This window comes from Geodermatophilus sp. SYSU D00965 (assembly GCF_054050075.1).
This window is the reverse complement of the sequence record NZ_JBJGYQ010000008.1, coordinates 70,616-90,326: the sequence shown is the minus strand read 5'-3', so window position 1 is coordinate 90,326 and position 19,711 is coordinate 70,616. Positions and strand designations below refer to the sequence as shown.

Below are 19,711 nucleotides of genomic sequence, written 5' to 3'. Positions count from 1 at the left end.
CCACGATGGGAACCGACAGCCGCATGCACCCTCTGGGGCCGGGGGACCGTGGCCCCGCCGTGGCCGACGTGCACGCCGCCCTGCGCTCGCTGGGGCTGCTGCCCGCCGGGAACGGGAACGTCGAGGAGGAGCCGCTGGAGCAGGCGGTCTACGACTCCTCCACCGAGCTCGCCGTCCGCCACTTCCAGCAGATCCGCGGGCTCAGCGTCGACGGCCGGGTGGGGGAGGAGACCTACCGGGGGCTGTCCGAGGCCCGCTGGTCCCTCGGCGACCGGCTGCTGCACCACGACCCCGAGCGGCCGATCCGGGGCGACGACGTCACCAACCTGCAGGACCGGCTGCACGAGCTCGGCTACGACGCCGGACCGGTGGACGGCGTCTTCGGCCCCGAGACCGAGGTGGGTCTGCGGGCCTTCCAGCGGGACTACGGCCTCACCTCCGACGGCACCTGCGGGCCGGCCACGCTGCGGGCACTGCGCCAGCTCGGCCGCAAGGTCACCGGCGGGCGGCCGCAGCTGCTCCGGCAGAGCGCGAGTTTCGTGGAGAGCGGTCCGCACCTCATCGGCCGGCGGATCGTCCTCGACCCCGGCCACGGCGGCTCCGACCCCGGCAACACCGCGGGGGAGACGACCGAGGCCGACCTGGTCCTCGACCTCGCCTCGCGCATCGAGGGCCAGCTCGCCGCCGCCGGCGCCACGGTGTACCTGACCCGCGGCCGCGACCAGAACCCGACCGACACCGAGCGGACGCGGTTCGCCAACGACGCCCGCGCCGACCTCTTCCTCTCCCTGCACCTCGACGCGCACCCCTCCGAGCACGCCCGCGGGGTGGCCAGCTACCACTACGGCACCGGGTCGGGAGCGTCGTCCACGGTCGGCGAGCAGTTCGCCAACCTGGCCCGCCGGGAGATCATCGCGCGCACCGGCATGCTCGACCTGGGCACGCACCCCAAGACCTGGGACCTGCTGCGCACGTCCCGGATGCCGGCGGTGCGGATCGACTGCGGGTACCTCTCCCACCCGGTCGACCGGCTGCTGCTGCTCGACGCCCGGTTGCGCAGCACCGTCGCCAGCGCCGTCGTCGCCGCCGTCCAGCGGCTGTTCCTGCCCGCCGAGGCCGACCCGCCCACCGGCACCTTCGTCCTCCCCGGCCGGGTCTGAAGAAGCCGCAGGAACACGGGAGCCGCCCTGCGAGGCGTCCTGACGAGCGGGGACCCGGAGGGTTCCCGAGGAAGGACGGGAAGGGCTCAGCGCAGCAGGGGACGACACCTGGCCGCGGTGTCGTCCGGAGGACGACTGGCGGAATGGTCCGTCTCGCCGTGTCCCCGGCGGGGGCGGCCGGAGGGCTCCCTACACTCGACAGGTGGCCTCCCTTACGCCCGGTACGTCCCCGGGCCCCGGTGTGAACCCCCACCCGGCGCCGCGCCACCCGCGGCTGGACCCGCTGGCGGACCGGTACGCAGCACGCACGCACGGGATGAAGACCTCCGAGATCCGTGCGCTGTTCTCCGTCGTCAGCCGGCCGGAGGTCGTGTCGCTGGCCGGCGGCATGCCCGCGGTCACCGCGCTGCCGCTGGACGCGGTGGGCTCGATGATCGGCGAGCTGGTCTCGGGCATGGGCGCGCAGACGCTGCAGTACGGCTCCGGCCAGGGCGACCCCCGGCTGCGCGAGCGGATCTGCGACGTCATGGCGCTGGAGGGCATCACCGACGCCTCGCCCAGCGAGGTCGTGGTGACCGTCGGCTCCCAGCAGGGGCTGGACCTGGTCACCCGGGTGTTCTGCGACCCCGGGGACGTGGTCCTGGCCGAGGGCCCGTCCTACGTCGGCGCGCTGGGCGTCTTCCAGGCGTCCGAGGCGCGGGTCCGGCACGTCCCGATGGACGACGACGGGCTGATCCCCGAGGCGCTGGAGCAGGCGCTCATCGAGTGCCGCTCCAACGGCGACCGGGTGAAGTTCCTCTACACCGTGCCGAACTACCACAACCCGGCCGGGGTCACCCTCTCCGAGCCGCGGCGCGACGCGGTCATGGAGATCGCCGAGCGCTACGACCTGCTGGTCATCGAGGACAACCCCTACGGCCTGCTCGGCTTCGACCGCGACCCGATGCGGGCCCTGCGCGCGCGCGACAACCGTCGGGTCATCTACCTCGGCTCGTTCTCCAAGACGTTCTCCCCGGGCCTGCGGGTCGGCTGGGTGCTGGCCCCGCTCGCCGTCCGGGAGAAGCTGGTGCTGGCCACCGAGGCGCAGGTGCTGTGTCCGCCGTCGCTGACCCAGTACGCCGTCGCGCGCTACCTGGACACCCAGCCGTGGCGCGAGCAGATCAAGCACTTCGTCGAGCTCTACCGCGAGCGGCGGGACGCGACGCTGGAGTCCCTCGAGCAGCTGATGCCCGCCGGCACCACCTGGACCAAGCCGGACGGCGGGTTCTACGTGTGGCTGAAGCTGCCGCACGGCCTCGACGCCAAGCTGATGCAGCCGCGCGCGGTCAACGCGCACGTGGCCTACGTGCCCGGCATCGGGTTCTACGCCGACGGCTCGGGCCGGGAGTACATGCGGCTGTCCTACTGCTACCCCGAGCCGGACCAGATCCGGGAGGGGGTGCGCCGGCTGGCCCGCGTCGTCGAGGCCGAGCTGGACCTGCACTCGACCTTCTCCGGCGTCGACACGGGCTCCTTCACCGCACTCGGGGGGCCGCGCGTCCCCGACGTCGACCCGTTCGTCGGCCCCGCCAACAGCGACCGCTACGAGGACCGCGCATGACCGAGACGGCATCGGCCGCCGACCCCGCCGCCACCCCGCACCCGCTGCGCGCCGTCGTCCTCGCCGGCGGGCTGAACTTCGAACGCGAGGTCAGCCTCTCCTCGGGCACCCAGGTGTGGGAGGAGCTCACCCGCGCCGGCGTGGACGCCGAGGTGCGCGACGCCGACGCCGACCTGCTGCCCGGGCTGTCCGCCGCGCCCGCCGACGCGGTGTTCATCGCGCTGCACGGGGCCACTGGGGAGGACGGCGCGCTGCGGGCCGTCCTCGACCTCGCCGGCGTCCCCTACGTCGGCTCCCCGGCGGCCGCCTGCCGGCTGGCGTGGGACAAGCCGGCGGCCAAGTCCGTCGTCCGCTCCGCCGGCGTGACGACGCCGGACTGGGTGGCACTGCCGCACAGCACCTTCCGGGAGCTGGGGGCCGGCGCGGTCCTGGACCTCATCGTCGCCCGGCTCGGCCTGCCGCTCATGGTCAAGCCGGCCTCCGGCGGGTCCGCCCTGGGCGCGCAGAAGATCACCCGGGTCGAGGACCTCCCCGCCGCGATGGTGAGCTGCTTCGCCTACGGGGACACCGTGCTGGTGGAGCGCTTCGTCGAGGGCGTGGAGCTCGCGCTGTCCGTCGTCGACCTCGGCGAGGGCCCCGAGGCGCTGCCGGCGGTGGAGATCGCCCCGGAGTCCGGCGTCTTCGACTACACCTCCCGCTACACCCCGGGCCTCACCGAGTACCACTCCCCGGCCCGGGTGCCCGACGAGGTGGCGGCCAAGGCAGCCGCGCTCGCCGTCCAGGTGCACCGCGTGCTGGGTCTGCGGGACCTCTCCCGCACCGACGCCATCGTCAGCCCCGACGGCGAGGTCCACTTCCTCGAGGTGAACGTCTCCCCGGGGCTCACCGAGACGTCGATGTTCCCCATGGCCGTCGAGGCGGCCGGCTACTCGCTGGGCGACGTCCTCGCCCGGCTGCTGTCCCGGCGGGCCGCCACCGAGCGCTGAAGGAGGGCCCCGTCCTCCCCACCCCTCGCCCGCTCGGGGCGGGACCCGGGACGGGGCCCGGGGGAGAGTGACGAAGGCCGGGTTCCGTCAGTGACGGAACCCGGCCTTCGTGGCCCGTCGCGGCTTCACTCCTCGGATCGGCGCCCGGTGATGTCCGGGGCCATCTGGCCGATGATCCGCTGGAGGTCGTCGACCGAGCCGAACTCGACGACGATGCGGCCCTTGGCCCGGCCGATCTGGATCTTGACCTTGGTCTCGAAGGCGTCCGACAGCCGCCCGGCGAGGTCCTCGACGCCGGGTGCGCTGATCCGCCGGGTGCGCCGCTTCGCGGCCGGCTGCTCGGCGGCGGCCAGGGCGACCGCCTCCTCGGTCGCCCGCACCGACATCCCCTCGGCGACGATCCGGGTGGCGAGGGCCTCCTGGGCGTCGGTGTCGGCCAGGCCGAGCAGCGCCCGGGCGTGCCCGGCCGAGATGACCCCGGCCGCGACCCGGGTCTGCACCTTCACCGGCAGCTTGAGCAGCCGGATGGTGTTCGTGACCTGCGAGCGGCTGCGGCCGATCCGCTGCGCCAGCTCCTCGTGGGTGGCGCCGAACTCCTCCAGCAGCTGCTGGTAGGCCGCCGCCTCCTCCAGCGGGTTGAGCTGGACGCGGTGGATGTTCTCCAGCAGGGCGTCGCGCAGCAGGGCGTCGTCCGTGGTGTCACGGACGATGGCCGGCACGCTGTCCAGCTCGGCCGCGCGGGCGGCGCGCAGCCGGCGCTCGCCCATGATGAGCTCGTAGCCGCCCTCGCTGCGCTCGCGCACCACGATCGGCTGCAGGAGGCCGAACTCCCGCACCGAGTGGGTGAGCTCCTCCAGCGCCTCGTCGTCGAAGACCTGGCGAGGCTGCTTCGGGTTGGGGACGACGTCGTCGACGGCGACCTCGCGCAGCTGCGCGCCGGGGACGCCGACCGCGGCCTCCTCCACCTGGCGGGCGACCGAGGCGGCCGCCTCCGCCGCCGGCGGCAGCAGGTGCACCGGAGGAGCGGCCGGGGTCTCCGCGGGGGCGGCCGGCGCGGTGCCCTCCGGGCGCTCCCCGCCGTCCCCGGTCTCCGGCAGCGTCGGCTGCTCGACCGGCGGGGCGGTGGGGATCAGCGCCGCGAGCCCCCGGCCGAGACCGCCACGCTTGCTCATGCTCTCTCCTCAGGAGACGGGGGGACGGGCACGGTGGCCGCGTCGGTGTCGGGGAAGGCCAGGGAGGTCGCCGGTGGGGGAGCGGCGGGGGTGCCCGGCCCGGTCCGCGTGGCCAGGGGCGGCAGGGAGACCCCTCGCTGGGCGAGCTCGCGGGCGGCCTCGACGTAGCTGGTCGAGCCGCGCGAGCCGGGGTCGTAGGTGAGCACCGACTGTCCGTACCCGGGCGCCTCCGAGACGCGCACGTTGCGGGGGATGACCGCGTCGAGCACCAGGTCGCCGAAGTGGTTGCGGACCTCCTCGGCCACCTGGTCGGCGAGCTTGGTGCGGGCGTCGTACATCGTCAGCAGGATCGTCCGGACGGCGATGCCCGGGTTGAGGTGCTGGCGGACCAGGTCGATGTTGTTGAGCAGCTGGCCCAGCCCCTCCAGCGCGTAGTACTCGCACTGGATGGGGATGAGCACCTCGTCGCCGGCGACCAGCGCGTTGAGCGTCAGCAGCCCCAGCGACGGCGGGCAGTCGATCAGCACGTACCACGGCCGCTGCTCGGGCGGGAGCGCCTGCAGGTAGGCCTCGATCGCGCGGCGCAGCCGGTACTCGCGGGCCACGACGGAGACGAGCTCGATCTCGGCGCCGGCCAGGTCGATCGTCGCCGGCACGCAGTGCAGCAGCGGACTGGCCGTCGTCGGGTGGACGACCTCCGACAGCGAGCTGTCGCTGACCAGGGCGTCGTAGACCGACGGCGTCCCCACGGTGTGCTCGACCCCGAGCGCGGTGCTGGTGTTGCCCTGCGGGTCCAGGTCGATGACCAGCGTGCGCAGGCCGTAGAGGGACAGAGCGACGCCCAGGTTCACCGCGCTCGTGGTCTTGCCGACGCCACCCTTCTGGTTGGCGATGGTGATGACCCGGATCCGGCCGGGAACCGGGAAGGGCTCCTGGTTCGCGGCGTGCAGCACGCGGGTGGCCCGCAGCGCCTCCATCGCGATCGGGCTGTCGAACTCCACTCCGGCGCCGGCCGCCTGGTCGGCGGCGAGGCTGGATCGCAGCCGCTCGCCGGGGTCGGTCATCGCAGGTCCTTCCTGCCGAGCCGTTTCACGTGGAACGGGTTCGGGAAGCGGTACGGGTTCCACGTGGAACAGGGCTCACCGTGCTCCACGCGTCATCACCACCACGGTAGTGGCAGCCTCTCCGAGGTCTGCGCCGACAGCCCGGACGTGCACGTCGCGCATCCCCGCGGACTCCAGCTCGGGCACCAGGCCCGGCAGCTCCTCGACGGCGCGGGCGCCGACGAGCGCCACGAGCTGGGCGCCGGGCCGCATCAGGCCGCGGCACCAGGTCACCAACCGGGGGAGGGCGGCGACCGCCCGCGCGGTGACGACGTCGACCGGGCCGACGGCCGCCCGCACGGAGCGCTCCTCCGCCCGCCCCCGCACGACCCGCCACGGGACGCCGAGCTCGGCGACGACCTCCTCGAGGAACTCCACCCGCCGGGCCATCGGCTCGACCAGGGTCAGGCGGACGTCCGGGCGGGCCAGCGCCAGCGGTACCCCGGGCAGGCCGGCGCCGCTGCCGACGTCCACCACCCGGGCCTCCGCCGGGACCGCCTCGGCGACCGCCGCGCTGTTGAGCACGTGCCGTTCCCACAGCCGCGGCACCTCGCGCGGGCCGATCAGGCCGCGGACCACGCCGTCGGTGGCCAGCCGGGCCACGTAGCGCTCGGCGTCGGGGAGCGCGTCCCCGAAGACGGTGCGCGCGGCGGGTGGGGCCGGCGGGACGGGAGGTGCGCCGGCGTCGGGAGTGGCCGGACCGGTCACGCGTCCTCCTCGCTGGCGCTCGTCGGTCACGTGCCCGGCGGTGCCGTGTTCCCGGGGTGAGCTCGCGAGCTCGCTCACCTATCGGGCAGGACGACGACCCGGCGGTTGGGCTCCTCGCCCTCGGACTCGCTGCGCACCCCGGACATCCCGGCGACGACGTCGTGGACGACCTTGCGCTCGAACGGGTTCATCGCGACCAACCGCTCGGGCTGCCGGCTCTGGGCCACCCGGCGGGCCGCCTCCGCGGCCAGCGAGGTCAGGTCAGCGCGACGCCTGGCACGGTAGCCGCCGATGTCGAGCATCAGCCGGCTGCGGACGCCGGTGGACTGGGCCACGGCCAGGCGGGTCAGCTCCTGCAGCGCCTCCAGCACCGCGCCGTCCGGCCCGACCAGGTCGCGCAGCTCGCCGCCGACGATGGCGACCGACGCCCGGTCACCCTCGACGTCGAGGTCGATGTCACCGTCGACGTCGAGGATGTCGAGCAGCCGCTCCAGGTAGTCACCGGCCACGTCGCCCTCGCGGACGAGCAGGTCGTCCCCGTCGGCGTCCTCGGCGTCCTCGTCCGCCGTGTCCTCGTCAGCCGTGTCCTCGTCGTCCGCGGGGTCGACGACGGCGTCCGCGCTGTCGGCGTCCGGGTCCGGCAGGTCGGGCTGGTCCGGGCCGGCGGCCGCGTCGGGCACGGGGCTGAGGACGGCGCCGGAGGTGGCCTCCGCCGTCGCGGCGGTCTCGGCCGTGTCAGTGGGGTGCTGCGGGGCGCTCATCGCGTTTCCTCCCAGTCAGTGCGGGCGTCCGGGCTTCCCCGGTGGTCGATGGCCGGCGGGCGTCCGCAGCGGACGCCGGCGGTGTCAGCGGCGCTTGCGCTTCCCCCGGTTGGCCGGGCCCGGGCTGCCGCCGCGCGCGCCACCGCTGCGCGGACGGTTCCCGGCCGGACCGGCCGCGCCCGGCGGCTGGCCGTTGGACCCGGCGGCGGAGGCGCCGGGCGGCTGCACGCCGTCGGCCGGGGTGGTGTCGCCGGTGGGGTTGGAGGTGTCGACCGTCGACGCGGGCGCCGCGGGGCGGCCGGGCTTGCGCCGCACCGGCTTGGCGCCGGGCTTGGGCGCGAGCGTCTTCGGGTCGATCGCCGGCTTGTCGGCCTCGGCCTTCGCCTTGGCGGCGGGGGACCCGGGCGGGGGCATCTTGCGCAGGATGAAGAACTGCTGGCCCAGCGTCCACAGGTTGTTGGTGAACCAGTAGAGGAGGACGCCGATGGGGAAGAAGAAGCCGGTGACGAAGAGGCTGATCGGCATGCCGTAGAGCAGCAGCTTCTGGACGGTGGCCGCCTGGCCCTCGACCGGGCCCGAGCGCTTCATCGTCTGCTTCTGGGTGACGTACGTCGTCGTGCACATCACCACGATGAGCAGGAACGCGACGATCCGGATGCTCGTGTAGCTGACCCCCGGCAGGGCGAGGATCGCCTCCTCCTTCGCCCCGGTCATGTTGAACGAGGACGAGATGGGGGCCCCGAAGAACGGCGCGCGGGCCGCCTCGTCGGTGAGCTCGTCGCTCCAGCCGTAGAGGCCGGGCGCACCAGGGGCGAGCCGGCGCAGCACGTGGAACAGCGAGAGGAAGACCGGGATCTGCGGCAGGATCGGCAGGCAGCCGGCCAGCGGGTTGACCCCGCGCTCCTTCTGCAGCGCCATCATCGCCTGGCTGAAGCCCTGCTTGTCGCTGCCGTACTGCTTCCGCAGACGCTGGATCTCCGGCTGGATCTCCTGCATCGCCCGCTGCGACTTGATCTGCTTGACGAACAGCGGGAACAGGATCAGCCGGACGGTGACGACCAGGAAGACGATCGACAGCGCCCAGGCCAGGCCGGACAGGCCCGTCCCGGCGGCCGGGTCACCGAAGACCCAGTCCCACAGCGAGTGCCATTGGGCCATGACCCAGGAGATGGCGGTGTAGAGCCAGTCAAGCAACGCCAGCCTCCTGCTGCGCGGCCCGGCGGGGTGCCGGAGGGTGAGCTCGGTCTGATGTGGGGGGTGCCGTGCGCGCCGGTGGCACCGGGTCGAAGCCACCGGGGTGCCAGGGCGCGCACTTGAGCAACCGCCGCAGCGCCAGCCAGGTTCCGCGACCGGCGCCGTGCACCGCGATCGCCTCGGCGGCGTAGGCGCTGCAGGTGGGGGCGAAGCGGCAGCGCGGGGGCAGGGCCGGGCTGATCGCCCGCTGGTAGAAGCCCACCGCGGCCAGCAGCGCCCGGCCCACCCGCCCGCGCGCGGCGGGGGCGGAGGGTCCGGCGGGGCCGGGGACGGCGGTCACGGGGTGCGGACCCGCTGGCCGAGGAGCCGGTCCAGGCCCGCGGCCAGGTCGCGCCCCAGGTCGGCCGAGGTGGCTGCCGCGGCCTCGGGCCGGGCCCGCACCACCAGGTCGGCCGACGGCGGGAGACGGTGCAGCTGGTCGCGGACCACCGCGCGCAGCCGCCGGGTGACCCGGTGCCGGACGACGGAGTTGCCCACGGCCTTGCCCACCACGAAGCCGGCCCGTGGACCGCCGTCCCCTCCGGCGTCGCCGGGGGTCGGGGTCACGGGCCGTTCGGAGAGGTAGTGGAGCACCATGGTCGGCCGTCCGGCACGCCTACCGGACCGGACGACCGCGGTGAACTCCGGACGCCGGCGCAGGCGTGCCTGCGCGGGCAGCACCTCAGGCGGAGAGCTTCTCGCGCCCCTTGCGCCGACGGCCGGCGATGATCGCCCGGCCCGCGCGGGTGCGCATCCGCAGCCGGAAGCCGTGGGTCTTGGCCCGGCGGCGGTTGTTCGGCTGGAACGTGCGCTTGCTCACGAGGTACTCCCACTACACGACGTCGACGGTGCGCACCCACCGGTGGGCGGGCACGCGCGGAGGGACGGGTGGAACTCGGCAGGACCGGCTCCCCGTCCACAGACTCCCGCCAGCATAGCCGAGGAATCGCGGACACCGGAGGGTCGGTCTGACGCCGACTCCCCAGGGTCCACCACGCCCCGCAGCAGAGGGCAGCGACGCGCCGCGCCCCGCGGGCGACGCGCCCGTCGGCACGCCGTCGAGCAGTGCCGCCGTCGTTGCCGGGCTGTGGACGAGGCTGTTAGCGTCGCCGTCGCTCCACACCGGACACCCGAGTCCGGCGCAGGGGCCGCACCGCTCGGTCGACCGACCACCGCGCCCTCCGGACCATCTCCCAGAACGACCTCCGACCAGCGACGACGCCTCTGCCCGATTCACTCGATCGGATGCCGGTCCCGTGCGTCGCCAGTCGTGCACAGCCTGTGGACACTGGTGTGGACAGCGCGTGTCCGGATGTCCACAGCGGGGGACTGATCGGGGGACGAAGCCCGGCTGCGGACGGTCGCGGCAGGGGCGACGCACACACGGTTTGGGGAGGACAGGGCCATGGCCGATGCCACGGTGGACCTGGCGACGGTCTGGGACCAGATCCGCGAGCGGCTGGCCACGAGCCTGTCCCCGCAGCAGAACGCGATGCTCAACCTCACCCGCCCGGTGGGTGTGTTCGAGGACACCGCGGTGCTGTCGGCGCCGAACGAGTTCACCCAGACCGTGCTCGAGTCGCGGATGCGCCGCGTGCTCGCCGAGGCACTGTCCGAGCACCTCGGCCGCGACATCCGGGTCGCCGTCCAGGTGGAGGACACACCGGCCGAGCCCGAGCCACCGCGCCCGGAGGTCCCCACCCGGCGTCGGTGGTCGGCGGTCGAGGCCCAGCGGGCCGAGGAGGACCGCGAGACCCGGGACCGCGCCGACGACGGGCGCAGCGCGTTCGGCGTGCGCACGGACGTCACCTCGCCGCTGACCTGGGAGCGCGACGCCGCGGAGCGGCAGTCCCCGCCCGAGCCGCCGGCCGCCGAGCGCGAGGAGGAGTGGTCGCCCACCGACTGGAGCCCGCCGGCCCGCCGGGCCGCCGCCCGGGGCGGGCGGGCACCGCGCGACTGGGGTGGTGAGGACGGCGCCGCCGTCCTGCCCTTCGACATCGACCCCGGCCCCGAGCCGCAGGAGGACGAGCCGGCCGCGCCGGCCGGCCGCGGCCGCCGGGTGGCCCCGCCCCGCGGTGGGGACGCCGTCCCGCTGTTCGGCGACCGCCGGGCACCGACCGGCGCGCAGGACCCGGGCCTGAACCCCAAGTACGTCTTCGACAGTTTCGTCATCGGCAACAGCAACCGGTTCGCCCACGCCGCGGCCGTCGCGGTGGCCGAGGCGCCGGCCCGCGCCTACAACCCGCTGTTCATCTACGGCGACTCCGGGCTGGGCAAGACCCACCTGCTGCACGCCATCGGCCACTACGCGGCACGGATGTTCCCCAACGTCCGGGTGCGGTACGTGAGCACCGAGGAGTTCACCAACGAGTTCATCAACCTGGTGCACTCCGGCCGGGCCGAGGACTTCCGCCGCCGCTACCGGGACATCGACTTCCTGCTCATCGACGACATCCAGTTCCTGGAGCGCGCCGAGCGGACGCAGGAGGAGTTCTTCCACACGTTCAACACGCTGCACAACGCCAGCAAGCAGATCGTCATCACCTCCGACCGGGCGCCGAAGAAGCTGACGACGCTGGAGGACCGGCTGCGCACCCGCTTCGAGTGGGGGCTGATCACCGACGTCCAGGCGCCGGACCTGGAGACCCGCATCGCCATCCTGCGCAAGAAGGCCTACGGCGAGCGGCTGCAGGTGCCCGACGCGGTGCTGGAGTTCATCGCCAGCAAGGTGCAGACCAACATCCGCGAGCTCGAGGGCGCGCTGATCCGGGTCACCGCCTTCGCCAGCCTCAACAAGCAGCAGGTCGACCTGCCGCTGGCCGAGCTGGTGCTCAAGGACCTGATCAGCGACGAGCAGGGCCCGCAGATCACCGCGGCGATCATCATGGCCGCCACCGCCGAGTACTTCTCCGTGACGATGGAGGAGCTGCAGGGCTCCAACCGCAGCCGCACGCTGGTCAACGCCCGCCAGATCGCGATGTACCTGTGCCGGGAGCTCACCGAGCTGTCCCTGCCGCGGATCGGTGCCTCCTTCGGCGGCAAGGACCACACCACGGTCATGCACGCGGTCAAGAAGATCACCAACCTGATGAGCGAGCGCCGGGCCACCTACACGCAGGTCACCGAGCTCACCGCCCGGATCAAGAGCCGCGCCCGGCAGTAGGAGGACCCCGTCCCCCTCACCGCTCGCACGCTCGCGGCGAGCCTCCGGACGGGGCCGCCGGACGACACCGCGGCCAACGGCCGTTCCCCCGTGGCGTTGAGCCGCTGCCCATGTCCCCGTCGGGAGGGCCTCCGGCCCCCCCGCGACGGGTCCACGCCCGGCTCCCTGCCGTCCCCGGCTCTGCCGCGGCCTGTCGCGCGTCGTCCGCTGGGCTCGTCGAACCCCATCAGGCCTCGGCCGTGCACGGCGACGTCCCATCCGCCAGGGCCGCAGGCCCCGCTCGTCCTCCGGGGTGTCCCGCTCGTTGTCCACAGACCTGTGGGCGGTCGTGTGTGCGTCGTCCCCGCGTGGACGGCGGTCTGGTGGTCACCCGAACCGGTGACCTCGGTCGACTCGTCGAGAAGTTGTCCCCAGGAATGTGCACAGCCTGGGGAGATCTCACGCCGACCGCTCACACGCGGTCACGACCTGCGCAGGACGGCGTCGGATCCCCGAGGCGGTGTGATTCCCGCCGTTGGCCCCCTGACCTGCACGTTCTCCCGTCCGCGCTGGTGAGTGCCGGCGTCGTCCCCGGCCGGCGCCGGCGGGGCTGGGTACGGACTGGGGACGGGGGCGGGACGGACCGGGGACAGGACGTGGACGGACGGCGGTGGGTGTGCACGGCCGTCGAGATGTCCACGTGTCGACAACAGCTGGTGCTCGTCCACCCACAGCGGGCCAACATGTCGACTTCGGGCCTGACCTGCGGGTTCGGCCTCGATCCCCAGGTTCCACACCAGTGATGACGAGGATGAGGGAGAGAGATCGAGGTTTTCTCGAACCACATTCAGGGTGGGGAAGCTGCGGCTCGAGGGGCGGGAGCGGTCCGTCGGAGGGACTGCGGTTACCCCCTTGTCGCCGGTAGAAGGCACGATGAGCACCGCAGCAGGAGGAGTACGGAAGCTGGGGTGGATCAGGTCATGAAGTTCCGGGTGGCACGTGAGGTGCTCGCCGATGCCGTCGCCTGGACGGCGCGCAGCCTGCCGCCCCGGCCGTCGGTGCCGGTCCTGGCCGGGATCCTGCTGGAGGTCGACGGCAGTCAGCTGTCGGTCTCCGGCTTCGACTACGAGGTGTCCGCCCGGGCGGAGGTCGACGTCCAGGCCACCGAGAGCGGGCGCACGCTGGTGCCGGGTCGGCTGCTGGCCGAGATCACCCGCGCCCTGCCGCCGCACCCGGTCGACATCACCGCCGAGGGCCCGCGGCTGTCGATCGCCTGCGGCAACGCGCGGTTCAGCCTGCCGACGCTGCCGGTGGAGGACTACCCGTCCCTGCCGGCCATGCCGTCGTCGGCAGGGACGGTCGACAGCGACGTCTTCGCCGAGGCGGTCGGGCAGGTCGCCGTCGCAGCGGGCCGGGACGACACCCTGCCGATGCTGACCGGCGTCCGGCTCGAGATCGAGGACGACCTGGTCACCCTCGCCGCGACCGACCGCTACCGGCTGGCGGTGCGCGAGTTCGCCTGGCGGCCGGAGACCCCGGGGCTGTCGGCGGCGGTGCTGGTGCCCGCGCGCACCCTGGCCGACGCCGCGCGCACGCTGACCAGCGGTCCGGAGATCACGATCTCGCTGTCCTCCGGCGGCGCCGGCGAGGGCATCCTGGGCCTGTCCGGCAAGGACCGGCAGACCACGACCCGCCTGCTGGACGCGGAGTTCGTCAAGTACCGGGCGATCATGCCCAACGAGTCGCTCGCCAACGCGACGCTGCCGGTCGGGCTGTTCACCGACGCCGCCAAGCGCGTGGCCCTGGTCGCCGAGCGCGGCACGCCGCTGCGCTGCGAGTTCACCCCGGGTCAGGTGACCCTGCGCGCCGGCGGCACCGACGACGAGGGACAGGCCGAGGAGCGCTGCGACGTCGAGTTCGACGGCGAGCCGTTGACCATCGGCTTCAACCCGACGTTCCTGCTCGACGGCCTGGCCTCGGTGCACACCAGCCGCGCGCGGATGGACTTCACCAGCCCGCTCAAGCCCGCCGTCCTCTCCGGCGTGGAGGAGCCGGCGGCCGACGACGAGGGCGAGGCCCGACCTGCCGAGCGGCCGGGCAGTTACCGCTACCTGATCATGCCGGTGCGCCTGCCCGGGTGATGCGAGGGCTCTCCTGCCGCTCGCGCGCGGGCTCCGGCAGGAGAGCCACCGGGGCCGTCGCGCGGCGGCCGCCCCGGTCCACCACGATGGGGTCGAGGACGTGCGGGCCGGATGGCCGTCGAGAAGGGACACAGTCGTGCAGCTGGGGCTGATCGGGCTGGGCAAGATGGGCGGCAACATGCGCGAGCGGCTGCGCCGCGCGGGTCACGAGGTCGTCGGCTTCGACCACCACCCGGAGAAGCGGGACGTCGACGACCTGCCCGCGCTGGTCCAGGCGCTGCAGGCGCCGCGGGTGGTGTGGGTCATGGTGCCCGCGGGTGAGCCCACCCGGGCCACGGTCAAGGAGCTGGCCGAGCTGCTGAGCCCCGGCGACGTGATCGTCGACGGCGGCAACTCCAAGTACACCGACGACCAGATCCACGACGTGATGTGCCGCGAGAAGGGCGTCGGCTACGTCGACGCCGGCGTCTCCGGCGGGGTCTGGGGCCTGGAGAACGGCTACGCGCTCATGGTGGGCGGCACCAAGGAGGACGTCGCCAAGGTGCAGCCGGTCTTCGACGCGCTCAAGCCCCCGGCGCCGAAGGACGAGTCGGGCCAGGAGCTGCCCGGCGCCGGTTTCGTGCACGCCGGTCCGGTGGGCGCCGGGCACTTCTCCAAGATGGTCCACAACGGCATCGAGTACGCGATGATGCAGGCCTACGGCGAGGGCTACGAGCTGCTGGCCGCCGTCGACCTGATCGAGGACGTGCCCGGCGTCGTGAAGTCCTGGACGCAGGGCACGGTCATCCGCTCCTGGCTGCTGGACCTGCTGGTCCGCGCGCTGGAGGAGGACCCGGCGCTGGAGAAGATCACCGGCTACGCCGAGGACTCCGGCGAGGGCCGCTGGACCGTCGAGCAGGCCATCGAGAACGCCGTCCCGATGCCGGCGATCGCCGCCTCGCTGTTCGCGCGGTTCTCCTCCCGGCAGACCGACTCGCCGACGATGAAGGCCGTCGCCGCGCTGCGCCAGCAGTTCGGCGGCCACGCGGTGCACGCCGTGCAGGCGCAGGAGGCCGAGCGCCCCGCGTGAGCACGCTCCTCCCGACCTCTCCGAGGGGCAGAAAAGGCCATTTCTGCCCCTCGAGGGCCTGACAGGTGTACGTCCGGCACCTGCAGCTCGGCTCGTTCCGCAACTGGGAGCGGGTGGACCTGGCCCTGCGGCCCGGCCCGACGGTCTTCGTCGGCCGCAACGGGGAGGGCAAGACCAACCTGGTCGAGGCGGTCGGGTACCTCGCCACGATGAGCAGCCACCGGGTCACCGGCGACGCCGCGCTGGTGCGGCAGGGCGCGGGCCAGGCGGTGGTCCGCGCGGCGCTGCGCCGCGAGGACCGGGAACTGCTCGTCGAGATCGAGATCAACCCCGGCCGGTCCAACCGGGTGCGGGTCAACCGGGCCCCGTTGCCCCGCCCCCGGGAACTGCTCGGCCTGGTGAAGAGCGTGCTCTTCGCGCCCGAGGACCTCGTCCTGGTCCGCGGCGACCCGGCTGAGCGGCGGCGGTTCCTCGACGACCTGCTGGTCAGCCGCACGCCACGGCTGGCCGGCGTGCGCAGCGACTACGACCGGGTGCTCAAGCAGCGCAACGCACTGCTCAAGACCGCCCGGCTGGCCCGCGGTGACGCGCTGGCCACGCTCGACGTCTGGGACGGCCACCTCATCGACCTCGGCGGCCAACTGCTCGCAGCCCGGCTCCGGCTGGTCGCCGACCTCGCCCCGCACGTCGCCCGCGCGTACGCCGGCGTGGCCGGAGCCGACGCCGCCGTCGCCGCCCTCGGCTACACCAGCACGGTGCCGCTGGCCGGCGACGGGACGCCGCTCGCGCCCGACTCCCGGCTGCCCGACATCGCGGAGCTGAGCACGGCGCTGCGCGAGCGGGTCGCCGAGCGCCGCGCCGAGGAGGTCGACCGGGGGATGACGCTGGTCGGGCCGCACCGCGACGACCTGGTCATCTCCCTCGGGGCGCTGCCGGCCAAGGGCTTCGCCAGCCACGGGGAGTCCTGGTCTCTGGCGCTCGCGCTCAAGCTGGGCTGCTTCGAGCTGCTCCGGGCCGACGGCGACGAACCGATCCTGGTGCTCGACGACGTCTTCGCCACCCTGGACGCCGACCGGCGCGCCGCGCTGGCGACCGTGGCCCGGTCCGCGGAGCAGACGCTGATCACCGCGGCCGTCCTCGACGACGTCCCACCGGAGCTGCGTCGCACCGTGGTGCAGGTCGCCGGCGGGCAGGCGGTTCCGCTGACGCCGCCGGGTGCCGAGGATGGGGCCGTGGACGGCGCGGTGCTCGAGGAGGGGGCGCGGTGATGTCGGACGGCGAACGCCCCGGCCGGCCCAGCGACATCGCACGGGCGGCGCTGGAGGCGGCCCGGGCGGCCTCCGCGGCGCGCCCCCGGCCCACCCGGCGGCGGATCGCCGGCCCGCGCCGCAGCTGGACCGGCCCGAGGCCCGGGGACGACGACCCGCAGCCGCTGGGCCGGCTGGTCGACTCGCTGGTGCAGTCGCAGGACTGGACCGAGCACACCAAGGTCGGCGCGGTGTTCGGCCGGTGGTCGGCGCTGGTCGGGCCGGAGATCGCCGCGCACTGCACACCGCAGACGCTCACCGAGGGGGAGCTGCTGGTCGTCGCGGAGTCGACGGCCTGGGCAACCCAGCTGCGGCTGCTGGCGCCGACGATCCTCGGCAAGCTGCGCGCCTCGGTCGGCGGGGACGTCGTGACCCGCCTGCGCGTTGTGGGACCGACGGCCCCCAGCTGGAAGAAGGGTCCGCGGTCGGTCCGCGGGCGGGGGCCCCGGGACACGTACGGATAGGAGCACCGCCCACGGCCGGGCCGCTCCGGGAGGACGATGCAGCGATGACCAGCCCCCGTGACCGCGACCGCGACGGCTTCGACGACCGCCGCGACGAGGGCAGCGGCTGGCGCGAGCCCTCGCACCTGGGCGGGGGCGACCCCTCCGACCCGCAGCCGCCGCGCGACGAGCCCACGCCGTGGCAGCCCCCCGGCTGGGACCTGCCCGCGGCCCAGCCCGAGCGCCCGCAGCCGTCGGCGGACCGGCCGTCCGGGGAACCGACCCCCGGGGAGCGGCCGGAGTGGGAGCCGCCCGCGGGCTGGCAGCCACCGGTCGGGGCGCCCCCGGCCGAGGCGCCGCCGGCGCGCGGCGGGCTCTTCGGCGGGCGGCGTCCCCGCACCCCGGGCGAGGTCGAGCGGGTCTTCGCCTACCAGGGCGACCCGGTCGGCGCCCAGGGCTGGGCGCTCCAGCACGGCTGGGCGATCTCCGACGGCACCGCGCCCGAGGACGCCGTCCTCGCCGAGCTGGTGCGCACCGCGCCGGTCCGCGCCACGAAGGACCACCGGCCGGCCGGCGTCATGCGCGGGCGGTACGGCTCGCTCGAGCTGGTCGCCTTCGACGTGCTCTACGCGTCCGGTCGCACCGTCGTCCCCGAGTACGCGATCACCGCAGCACCGGTGCTGGCCGCCGTCCCGCCGCTGCGGCTCTCGCCCGCCCGGTTCTGGAAGCACCGCACCGGCGGGCTGGTCCAGGTGCCCAGCGGCGACCCGGAGTTCGACACCCGGTGGGTGCTGCTGGCCGCCGACGACGGCCCGGCGACCCGGCGGCTGGTGGAGGACGCGACCGTGCGCGGCCTGCTGCTCGGTACCGACGACGGGGACGAGTTCTGGACCGCGGCCGGTTTCGTCGCCGCCATCCGGCCCGACGGCCACCGTCCCGAGCTCATCGAGCACCACGCCCGGCTGCTCACGGCGATCGTCGGCGCCCTCGCCGTCGTCCCGTGACCGAGCCGGCCGGTCCGCCGGCGCCGGCGGCCGGCCTGCGCGAGCTGCTCCCGCTGCTGCGCCCCCACCGCGGGCCGCTGCTGGGGGCGGCGGCGCTGTCCCTGGTCGCCGCGGCCGGGGCGCTGGCCCAGCCCGCGCTGGTCGCCGCCGTCATCGACGCCGTCGGTGCCGGGCGGGCGCTGCTGCCGCCGGTGCTGCTGCTGGTCGCCGTGCTGGCCGCGGCCTCGGCGCTGAGCGCGGCCCAGCAGTTCCTGCTGCAGCGCACCGGGGAGGGCGTGGTGCTCTCCACCCGCCGGACGCTGGCCGACCGGCTGCTGCGGCTGACCGTCGCCGAGTACGACCGGCGGCGGACCGGCGACCTGATGTCGCGGGTGGGCGCGGACACCACGCTGCTGCGGGCCACGGTGACCTCCGGCGTGGTCGACATCGCCGGCTCCGTCGTCGTCGGGGTGGGCGCCCTGGTGGCGATGGCGGTCGTCGACGGCTGGCTGCTGCTGGTCACGGTGCTCTCGGTCGCCTTCGGCGTCGCGGTCGTCGTCTCGGTGTCCCGCCGGGTGCGGAAGCTGTCGCAGCGGGCGCAGGAGGAGGTCGGCGCGATGACCGCCGCCGTGGAGCGGGCGCTGACGGCGGTCCGGACCATCCGCGCCAGCGGCGCCACCGCGCGCGAGGTCGAGGTCGTCGGCGCCAGCGCGGGCCGGGCCTACGCGGCCGGGGTGCGGGTGGCGCGGCTGGAGGCGCTGGTCTCCCCGGCCGGGGCCATCGCCGTCCAGGGCGCGTTCCTCGCCGTCCTCGGCCTGGGCGGGTACCGGGTCGCCACCGGCTCGATCGCCGTCGCCGACCTGGTCGCGTTCATCCTGTACCTGTTCCTGCTGGTCATGCCGCTGGGCCGGGCGATCGGCGCCTGGAACCAGATCCAGATGGGGCTCGGGGCGCTCGCCCGGATCCAGGAGGTGCTCGCCCTCCCGCCGGAGGTGGACGACCGGTCCGAGCGCGGCGGCGCGACCGTCGCCGTCCCGGCGTCCCCACCGCGGGCCGACGTCCCCCTGCTCGAGCTCGACGACGTGACCTTCGCCTATCCCGACGGCACCCAGGTGCTGCACGGGGTGTCGCTGGCCGTGCCCGCCGGCTCGCGGGTCGCGCTCGTCGGGCCCTCGGGGGCGGGCAAGTCCACGGTGCTGGCCCTGGTCGAGGGCTTCTACCCGCTGACCGGCGGGGCGATCCGGTGGGCCGGCACCGACGTCCGCGACCTGCCGCGCGCCGGGCTGCGGGCGCGGCTGGGCTACGTCGAGCAGGAGGCGCCGGTGCTGGCCGGGTCGGTGCGCGACAACCTGCTGCTGACCGCGCCCGGCGCCACAGACCCGGAGCTGTGGGCGGTGCTCGCCGACGTCGGGCTGACCGACGTGGTGCAGCGCTCGCCGCGCGGGCTGGACGTGCCGGTCGGCGACGAGGGCGTGCTGCTGTCCGGCGGGGAGCGCCAGCGGCTGGCGATCGCCCGCTCGCTGCTCGCCCGACCCGCCCTGCTGCTGCTCGACGAGCCGACCGCCAGCCTCGACGCCCGCAACGAGCAGCTGCTGCGCACCACGCTGGCCGCGGCCGCCGCCGACCGGGCGCTGCTGGTGGTCGCCCACCGGCTGTCGACCGTGCTCGACAGCGACCAGATCGTGGTGCTCGACGGCGGCCGGGTGGTCGCCCGCGGCACGCACCAGGAGCTGGTGGAGACCAGCCCCCTCTACCGCGAGCTCGCCGCCGCCCAGCTGTTGGTGTAGCTCCCCGGCGCCTGAGGTGAGACGCCCTGCGGGGCGGTGCGAGGAGTGGGGCCGGAGGCTCCGCGATCGAGTGCCGGGCAGGGCTCAGCGCGTCGATCGGCCGCGGTGCAGGGGCC

The 19,711-nt window shown here is 74.6% G+C and carries 18 protein-coding genes; 10 read left to right on the top strand and 8 right to left on the bottom strand.

Annotation, left to right across the window (positions count from 1 at the left end; translation table 11 throughout):
- Positions 1–59 precede the first annotated feature (59 nt).
- From ACI789_RS09560 to ACI789_RS09550, 3 genes are all read left to right on the top strand, one after another.
- Positions 60–1,160, top strand: a complete 1,101-nt coding sequence (locus tag ACI789_RS09560) for an N-acetylmuramoyl-L-alanine amidase (protein WP_457008365.1) — start codon at positions 60–62, stop codon at positions 1,158–1,160.
- A 316-nt stretch (positions 1,161–1,476) separates the two neighbouring features.
- A complete protein-coding gene (locus ACI789_RS09555) occupies positions 1,477–2,760 on the top strand; it encodes an aminotransferase-like domain-containing protein (protein ID WP_457008363.1) in 1,284 nt (427 codons plus the stop codon).
- Complete coding sequence (locus tag ACI789_RS09550) at positions 2,757–3,746, top strand: D-alanine--D-alanine ligase family protein (RefSeq protein WP_457008361.1); 990 nt, start codon at positions 2,757–2,759, stop codon at positions 3,744–3,746. The genes ACI789_RS09555 and ACI789_RS09550 overlap by 4 nt, the downstream gene beginning before the upstream one ends.
- A gap of 125 nt (positions 3,747–3,871) precedes the next feature.
- Here the strand turns inward: ACI789_RS09550 and ACI789_RS09545 are convergent, their stop codons facing one another.
- The 8 genes from ACI789_RS09545 to rpmH all read right to left on the bottom strand — a co-directional run bounded on the left by ACI789_RS09545 (position 3,872) and on the right by rpmH (position 9,543).
- On the bottom strand, positions 3,872–4,918 hold the full coding sequence (locus ACI789_RS09545; RefSeq protein ID WP_457008359.1) for a ParB/RepB/Spo0J family partition protein: 1,047 nt from the start codon (positions 4,916–4,918) through the stop codon (positions 3,872–3,874).
- The gene (locus tag ACI789_RS09540; protein ID WP_457008357.1) at positions 4,915–5,982 is read right to left on the bottom strand and encodes a ParA family protein; all 1,068 of its coding nucleotides are present in this window, start codon (positions 5,980–5,982) and stop codon (positions 4,915–4,917) included. The genes ACI789_RS09545 and ACI789_RS09540 overlap by 4 nt, the downstream gene beginning before the upstream one ends.
- 75 nt (positions 5,983–6,057) lie before the next feature.
- On the bottom strand, positions 6,058–6,729 hold the full coding sequence (gene rsmG, locus ACI789_RS09535; protein ID WP_457008355.1) for a 16S rRNA (guanine(527)-N(7))-methyltransferase RsmG: 672 nt from the start codon (positions 6,727–6,729) through the stop codon (positions 6,058–6,060).
- 74 nt (positions 6,730–6,803) lie between these two features.
- Positions 6,804–7,490 (bottom strand): Jag family protein, encoded by a 687-nt coding sequence (locus ACI789_RS09530; RefSeq protein WP_457008353.1) that lies wholly within the window; start codon positions 7,488–7,490, stop codon positions 6,804–6,806.
- Positions 7,491–7,574: 84 nt separating this feature from the next.
- Entirely contained in the window at positions 7,575–8,684 is a 1,110-nt protein-coding gene (yidC, locus tag ACI789_RS09525; RefSeq protein ID WP_457008351.1) for a membrane protein insertase YidC, read from the bottom strand.
- Positions 8,677–9,024 (bottom strand): membrane protein insertion efficiency factor YidD, encoded by a 348-nt coding sequence (gene yidD / locus ACI789_RS09520; RefSeq protein ID WP_457008349.1) that lies wholly within the window; start codon positions 9,022–9,024, stop codon positions 8,677–8,679. The genes yidC and yidD overlap by 8 nt, the downstream gene beginning before the upstream one ends.
- Positions 9,021–9,404: a ribonuclease P protein component gene (gene rnpA / locus ACI789_RS09515; protein ID WP_457008347.1), complete on the bottom strand. Its 384-nt coding sequence runs from the start codon at positions 9,402–9,404 to the stop codon at positions 9,021–9,023. The genes yidD and rnpA overlap by 4 nt, the downstream gene beginning before the upstream one ends.
- 1 nt (position 9,405) lies before the next feature.
- Complete coding sequence (gene rpmH / locus ACI789_RS09510; RefSeq protein WP_456920323.1) at positions 9,406–9,543, bottom strand: 50S ribosomal protein L34; 138 nt, start codon at positions 9,541–9,543, stop codon at positions 9,406–9,408.
- A 585-nt stretch (positions 9,544–10,128) separates the two neighbouring features.
- On the opposite strand from rpmH, the gene dnaA reads away from it, so the two are divergent.
- The 7 genes from dnaA (at position 10,129) to ACI789_RS09475 (ending at position 19,595) form a co-directional block, all read left to right on the top strand.
- Positions 10,129–11,886 (top strand): chromosomal replication initiator protein DnaA, encoded by a 1,758-nt coding sequence (dnaA, locus tag ACI789_RS09505; protein WP_456920324.1) that lies wholly within the window; start codon positions 10,129–10,131, stop codon positions 11,884–11,886.
- 959 nt (positions 11,887–12,845) lie between these two features.
- Positions 12,846–14,006 (top strand): DNA polymerase III subunit beta, encoded by a 1,161-nt coding sequence (dnaN, locus tag ACI789_RS09500; protein ID WP_456920325.1) that lies wholly within the window; start codon positions 12,846–12,848, stop codon positions 14,004–14,006.
- Positions 14,007–14,142: 136 nt separating this feature from the next.
- Positions 14,143–15,075: a phosphogluconate dehydrogenase (NAD(+)-dependent, decarboxylating) gene (gene gnd / locus ACI789_RS09495; protein WP_457008344.1), complete on the top strand. Its 933-nt coding sequence runs from the start codon at positions 14,143–14,145 to the stop codon at positions 15,073–15,075.
- Between the two features lie 65 nt (positions 15,076–15,140).
- Positions 15,141–16,343 carry a DNA replication/repair protein RecF gene (gene recF / locus ACI789_RS09490; protein WP_457008342.1) on the top strand — a complete coding sequence of 401 codons (1,203 nt, stop codon included), beginning with the start codon at positions 15,141–15,143 and terminating at the stop codon, positions 16,341–16,343.
- Complete coding sequence (locus ACI789_RS09485; protein WP_456918006.1) at positions 16,343–16,846, top strand: DUF721 domain-containing protein; 504 nt, start codon at positions 16,343–16,345, stop codon at positions 16,844–16,846. The genes recF and ACI789_RS09485 overlap by 1 nt, the downstream gene beginning before the upstream one ends.
- Before the next feature lie 44 nt (positions 16,847–16,890).
- On the top strand, positions 16,891–17,829 hold the full coding sequence (locus tag ACI789_RS09480; protein ID WP_457008340.1) for a hypothetical protein: 939 nt from the start codon (positions 16,891–16,893) through the stop codon (positions 17,827–17,829).
- Complete coding sequence (locus tag ACI789_RS09475) at positions 17,826–19,595, top strand: ABC transporter ATP-binding protein (protein ID WP_457008338.1); 1,770 nt, start codon at positions 17,826–17,828, stop codon at positions 19,593–19,595. Before ACI789_RS09480 ends, ACI789_RS09475 begins: the two co-directional genes overlap by 4 nt.
- Positions 19,596–19,711 lie beyond the last annotated feature (116 nt).

What these genes read in the sequence shown, in the direction of transcription:
- ACI789_RS09550 (WP_457008361.1), top strand. Translation starts at nt 2,757, where the DNA reads ATGACCGAGACGGCATCGGCCGCCGACCCCGCCGCCACCCCGCACCCG.
- dnaA (WP_456920324.1), top strand. Translation starts at nt 10,129, where the DNA reads ATGGCCGATGCCACGGTGGACCTGGCGACGGTCTGGGACCAGATCCGC.
- ACI789_RS09480 (WP_457008340.1), top strand. Translation starts at nt 16,891, where the DNA reads ATGACCAGCCCCCGTGACCGCGACCGCGACGGCTTCGACGACCGCCGC.
- ACI789_RS09485 (WP_456918006.1), top strand. Translation starts at nt 16,343, where the DNA reads ATGTCGGACGGCGAACGCCCCGGCCGGCCCAGCGACATCGCACGGGCG.
- ACI789_RS09555 (WP_457008363.1), top strand. Translation starts at nt 1,477, where the DNA reads ATGAAGACCTCCGAGATCCGTGCGCTGTTCTCCGTCGTCAGCCGGCCG.
- ACI789_RS09545 (WP_457008359.1), bottom strand. Translation starts at nt 4,918, where the DNA reads ATGAGCAAGCGTGGCGGTCTCGGCCGGGGGCTCGCGGCGCTGATCCCC.
- ACI789_RS09540 (WP_457008357.1), bottom strand. Translation starts at nt 5,982, where the DNA reads ATGACCGACCCCGGCGAGCGGCTGCGATCCAGCCTCGCCGCCGACCAG.
- ACI789_RS09530 (WP_457008353.1), bottom strand. Translation starts at nt 7,490, where the DNA reads ATGAGCGCCCCGCAGCACCCCACTGACACGGCCGAGACCGCCGCGACG.
- dnaN (WP_456920325.1), top strand. Translation starts at nt 12,846, where the DNA reads ATGAAGTTCCGGGTGGCACGTGAGGTGCTCGCCGATGCCGTCGCCTGG.